Here is a 5,499-nt window from a genome sequence, read left to right as displayed (position 1 = left end):
ACGGAACGTAAAGAAAATGTACGGAGTACATTTTTAGAGAACGGGCGAGCTTGCGCGTTGGCAAATTTTTAGTTGTCATCCTTCCTTGGAACAGGATCAAATCCACTACCTCCCCAGGGATGACAACTAAAAATCCGTTTTACCGCCATCCATCCACCTTTAAAAAAACCATGGACTTCTAATGCTTCTTTAGCATAATGAGAACACGTTGGTTGATATCTACAAGTCGCTGGTGTAAATGGTGATATTAGGGTCTGATAGATTTTAATCAATAATAAAAACGGATATGTTAAGAGTTTCTTCACGATTAATTAGTCGTAAAAGTCGTACCCTCTCTACTATCATTAAGTTGAATTCCTGCTTCCGCTAATTCATTTCTTATTTTATCAGATAAAGCAAAGTCTTTATTTAATCGCGCTTCTTTTCTAAGATTAATTAAAATTTCAACGGCTCCGGTTAGTTTATCACTTCCCGTACTTTCTTTTGAAATATTTACTAGTCCTAGAACATCAAATACAAACGCATCAATTGTCTCTTTTAATATAGCTAAATCTTCAGGTGTTACACTAGCACTTCCATCTTTAATTTGATTAATGAATTTTACAGCTTCAAAAAGCGTTGCTATTAATATAGGAGTATTAAAATCATCATTCATAGCATCGTAACATTTTTGCTTCCATTCAGAAACATTAAATGAGGATGAAGAATTTGTTTTTAAATTAGCCATTAAGCTAATGGCATCCATAAGTCTATGGAAACCTTTTTCGGCAGCGGCTAAACCATCATCTGTTAAATCTAAAACACTTCTGTAAGACGCTTGCATCATAAAAAAACGGATGACGCTAGGGTTATACGCTTTAGACATAATGTCATTATCTCCAGAAAGTAATTCCGCTGGATTTATATAATTTCCAGTCGATTTACTCATGCGAGCTCCATTCAATTCTAACATATTAGCGTGCATCCAATATTTTACAAGAGCCTGACCTTTCGAAGCTTGGTTTTGTGCGATTTCACATTCGTGATGTGGGAATTTTAAATCCATTCCACCACCATGAATATCAAAATAATCACCCAAATATTTAGTGCTCATTGCGGTACATTCTAAGTGCCAACCAGGAAAACCATCGCTCCAAGGAGACGGCCAACGCATAATATGGGTCGGCTCTGCTTTTTTCCAAAGAGCAAAATCTTGAGGGTTCTTCTTATCGCTCTGTCCGTCAAGTGCACGTGTATTGTGAATTAAGTCTTCTAATTTTCGTTTGCTTAAAATACCGTACTCATTAGATTCATTGTATTTATGGACATCAAAATACACGGATCCATTAACAGTATAACCGAAGCCATTATCTATAATGGATTGAATTAATTCTATTTGTTCTATAATGTGACCCGTTGCCGTTGGCTCAATACTTGGTGGCAAAAAGTTAAAAGTAGTCAGTACGTTATGAAAATCCACTGTGTAACGTTGCACAATTTCCATAGGTTCAATAGCTTCTAACCGTGCTTTCTTAGTAATCTTATCTTCACCAACGTCGGCATCGTTTTCTAAGTGACCAGCATCTGTAATATTTCGAACGTATCGTACTTTATAACCTAAGTGCTTTAAGTAGCGAAAAATCATGTCGAAAGACATAAAAGTCCTAACATTACCTAAATGAACATTACTATATACGGTTGGTCCACAAACGTACATTCCAACATAGCCTTCGGTTATAGGTTGAAAAATTTCTTTTTCACCTGAAAGTGTATTGTATAATTTTATGTGGTGTGTATTATATAATGGCATGATGCTACTTTTGAAAAATGAATCAATAACTTAAATTAATGAGTTGAGACGAGGTATCTAAAATTGTGTATCTAATTTAATATAGTCTAAAAGTTCTCTTCGAGTTGCGTGATCTTTAAATTTTCCACCAAATTCTGAAGTGACAGTACTACTTTCAATATCCCTTATACCACGAGAATTTACACACAAATGTTTAGCATCTATAACGCAGGCCACATCTTCAGTGTTTAAAACGTCTTGAAGTTCTTTCACTATTTGAATGGTCAAACGTTCTTGGACCTGAGGTCGTTTAGCATAATAATCAACAATTCTATTCATTTTAGAAAGGCCAACAACTGTACCATTAGAAATATACGCAATATGCGCTCTACCAACGATAGGTAATAAATGGTGCTCACATGTAGAGTAAACCGTAATATTCTTTTCAACTAGCATTTCTCCATACTTATATTTATTGTCAAAAGTAGAAGCGCTTGGCTTTTTATCAGGATCTAAACCTCCAAAAATTTCATTAACGAACATTTTTGCAACGCGGTTAGGTGTACCTTTTAAACTGTCATCGTTTAGGTCTAAACCTAAAGTTTCCAAAATATGTTTTACATCATCTTTAATGATATTTATTTTTTCGTTGCTAGATAATTTGAAAGCATCAGCTCTCAAAGGAGTTTCACTTGATGCGCTAAAGTGATCATCACCAAGAGCATCAATATCATTAAAATCATTTTCAATTTTCATTCTAAAATAATAAGTTATCAGTTTTTAAAAACGAGAGGCAAAGATAAGCAATAAAAATAGTTTCAATAAGGTAGGAGTTTTATAATTGTAGCTGTTATATATGTAAAACCGTTAAAACACCAATATCCTTGATGAATTAACAGTTGTTTATATAAAATTTTATTAATTTTCGAAATTCTAATATTCTGAATTACCTATGAAAAATCTATATTTTGTTTTGGCGTTGATACTGATGCCTTTATGTGTTTTTAGTCAACAATCCACTCATAAAAACCCGTTGCCTTTGGCAAAATTTAACGACAATGTAAAATTACCATTAACAGCAGTTGAGCGTGCTCAGATTATTGAAGTTTATGGAGAATCTGCAGAAGAACTTGTTTTTAGCAAGCCAAATCGTCTTAAAAGTATTAAACATATTCTCAGAAATAGAGTGGAGGTTAAATTAATCACTGATGAAAACCTTAAAAAGCCGTGTCCTAAATTATCTGAGATGGCTGAGAGCGTTGGTTTAGATTACAGTCAAGAAGGTGATTTTAATCCTAAAGATTTTAATCCATTAAAATACGGTTTAAATTTCTATTCAAGAACTGCAGCGATGTATCATGTAGATAATACCAATTATTATATCATAATAAAGTCTCAATATCAATAAGGAAAATAAATAAATATATAGCAATGTTTAATTCTGAATTGAATGCTATACATAATAAAAATATGTTCCTTATAAAATAATAAAATTAATCCAATGAAATATTTAATAGCAATAACCTCCCTTTTATTTTCTTCTTTTTTACTGGCACAAGATGTTAATATGCAAACCGCGACTGTTAACCAATGTGGTGGTGTTTTTTATGATTCAGGTGGAGAGTTTGGTAACTATGATAATGACGAAGATTTTGTTTTAACCATTTGTCCGGAAAGCGCAGGTCAGAAAATTCAAATTGAATTTTTATCATTTGTAACCCAATTAGGTGTGACACCTGATGTTATGGAGATTTTTAATGGAGATTCTATTGCGGCAGATTCATTTGGAACATTTTCAGGAACCGATAGTCCAGGACTAGTACAGGCTACACAAGACAATGCATCGGGTTGTATTACAATTCAATTTATTTCAAGTGATTCAGGTAATATTGATGGTTGGGAGGCGAACATATCTTGTTTAACTCCTTGTCAAACGATTAACTCTCAATTAGATTCATCAACTCCTGCACCAAATTCAGATGACTATATAAGGGTGTGCCCAAATGAAGAAATTACACTTACAGGTAGCGGTGATTTTTCTGTAGATGGAACAGGTGCTACTTATGAATGGGATTTAGGTGATGGTAATACAATTGCGGGTCAAACAGCAACATTTTCATATCCTGATCCTGGTGTTTATATTGTAAATTTAAATATACGAGATGCCAATACTTCAATTGATTCTTTAGGCTGTAAGAATGATAATTTAATTAATCAGGTGATACAAGTTGCTACCGAACCAGACTTTACGGGCACTGAGGCAGCGAATGCAACGCTCTGTTTTGGTGATAGTACAGATATTACAGGTGTGGTAGAAGCCACAGAGTATATAAATGATTGTACTCCTCCTATTAGTGACGTTACGTTTTTGCCAGACGGGAATGGTGTAACGTATGAGACATTTATTACTGTAGATTGTTACGATTCAAATCAGCTGTTAACAGATATTAGTCAATTAGTGAGTATTTGTTTAACGATGGAGCATTCATATTTAGGTGATTTAGAAATACAGATTGTGTCACCAAATGGACAAGTTGTTACGCTTAAAGGTTATCCAGGAGGTTCGGCTGCTAATTTAGGTGAACCTTGGGCAACAGCTGGAGTTGATGGTGAGAGTTCTAATACAACTCCAGGAAGAGGGTCTCAATATTGTTTTGTGCCAGATGACAGTTTTCCTACCTTAGTTGGTGGTGTGCAATCTGGTGGTGTATTTCTAAGTGGTGATGGACCTGATACTTATACGGATTCATATGTGCCTGCAGGGAATTATAGTTCAGAAGAGTCTTTGGATGGGCTTTTAGGGTCTCCCTTAAATGGCGATTGGACCATTCAGGTTGTAGATAACCTCGGTTTAGATAATGGTCATGTTTTTGCTTGGAGTATTGAGTTTGATCCTAATCTTCAGCCTCCAGAACTTTCATTTACACCCGTGATTACTTCTGAAGCATGGGATACAGATCCTACAATAACTAATACTGCTGGAAACGTTATTACTGTTCAACCAACAACAGCTGGACAATTTTGTTATACGTATAGAGTTACTGATGATTTTGGATGTGAATACACAGAAGAAATTTGTATTGATGTATTACCAGAGTTTATTACAGAGAGTCCAAATAATTTATACGTTTGTGATACAGGTGTACCTCCCTATATTTTTAATTTAGAATCCAATACAGCGGTGGTGCTTGCGAGTGCTACTAATGCTTCTGATTTAGTAGTTACATATCATAATTCTCAAGCTGATGCTGATGCAGATGCAGCTGCTATACCAGATTCAGGAAATTATACGGGTACCGATGGTGAAACGATATTTGTTAGGATAGAATATTTAGATTCGGGATGTTATGACGTATTTCCTTTTACTTTAAATGTAGCAGGTCAACCCACCATAAACCCAGTCTCTGATTTAGAGCAATGTGACGACGAGAGCAATGACGGTATTGCAACTTTTGACTTAAGTTTACAGACCATAGGGATATTAGGGACACAACCGGCCACAGATTTCAACGTGACTTATCATTTAAGTTTTGCAGACGCAGATTCAGGAACAGGTAGTTTACCATCAGATTTTACAAATACGGAAAACAACCAACCAATATATGTAAGAGTTGCAAGTTCAGGAGATTCTAATTGTTATAATGCTTCAGGGACTGCACTTTTTAATTTAGTAGTTAATCCTAGAGCTTTAGCCACAACACCAGATGACATGGAAGTCTGTGACGACATCA

At 34.9% G+C, this 5,499-nt stretch carries 5 protein-coding genes; 2 read left to right on the top strand and 3 right to left on the bottom strand.

Features of this window, described 5'->3' with window-relative positions; genetic code table 11:
- Positions 1-68: 68 nt before the first annotated feature.
- Genes yidD through folE form a run of 3 tightly spaced genes read right to left on the bottom strand, consistent with a single transcriptional unit; the run spans position 69 to position 2,524 of the window.
- Positions 69-305, bottom strand: a complete 237-nt coding sequence (yidD, locus tag KO515_RS02840) for a membrane protein insertion efficiency factor YidD (RefSeq protein ID WP_215934873.1) — start codon at positions 303-305, stop codon at positions 69-71.
- A gap of 2 nt (positions 306-307) precedes the next feature.
- Positions 308-1,789 carry a cysteine--tRNA ligase gene (gene cysS, locus KO515_RS02835; protein ID WP_215934872.1) on the bottom strand — a complete coding sequence of 494 codons (1,482 nt, stop codon included), beginning with the start codon at positions 1,787-1,789 and terminating at the stop codon, positions 308-310.
- 57 nt (positions 1,790-1,846) lie between these two features.
- Positions 1,847-2,524, bottom strand: coding sequence for a GTP cyclohydrolase I FolE (folE, locus tag KO515_RS02830; protein ID WP_215934871.1), 678 nt, complete (start codon positions 2,522-2,524; stop codon positions 1,847-1,849).
- Positions 2,525-2,807: 283 nt separating this feature from the next.
- Here folE and KO515_RS02825 point away from each other — a divergent pair, with 283 nt between their 5' ends.
- Together KO515_RS02825 and KO515_RS02820 are read left to right on the top strand one after the other, a co-directional pair.
- A complete protein-coding gene (locus KO515_RS02825) occupies positions 2,808-3,176 on the top strand; it encodes a hypothetical protein (RefSeq protein ID WP_215934870.1) in 369 nt (122 codons plus the stop codon).
- Positions 3,177-3,269: 93 nt separating this feature from the next.
- A partial coding sequence (locus KO515_RS02820; protein ID WP_215934869.1) for a PKD domain-containing protein occupies positions 3,270-5,499 on the top strand: 2,230 nt, incomplete at its 3' end.

The sequence above is a fragment of the Winogradskyella psychrotolerans genome, from assembly GCF_018860545.1.
Classification (GTDB): domain Bacteria; phylum Bacteroidota; class Bacteroidia; order Flavobacteriales; family Flavobacteriaceae; genus Winogradskyella; species Winogradskyella psychrotolerans_A.
The sequence above is the reverse complement of the archived record's forward strand: the minus strand, read 5'-3'. Positions and strand labels throughout refer to the sequence as shown.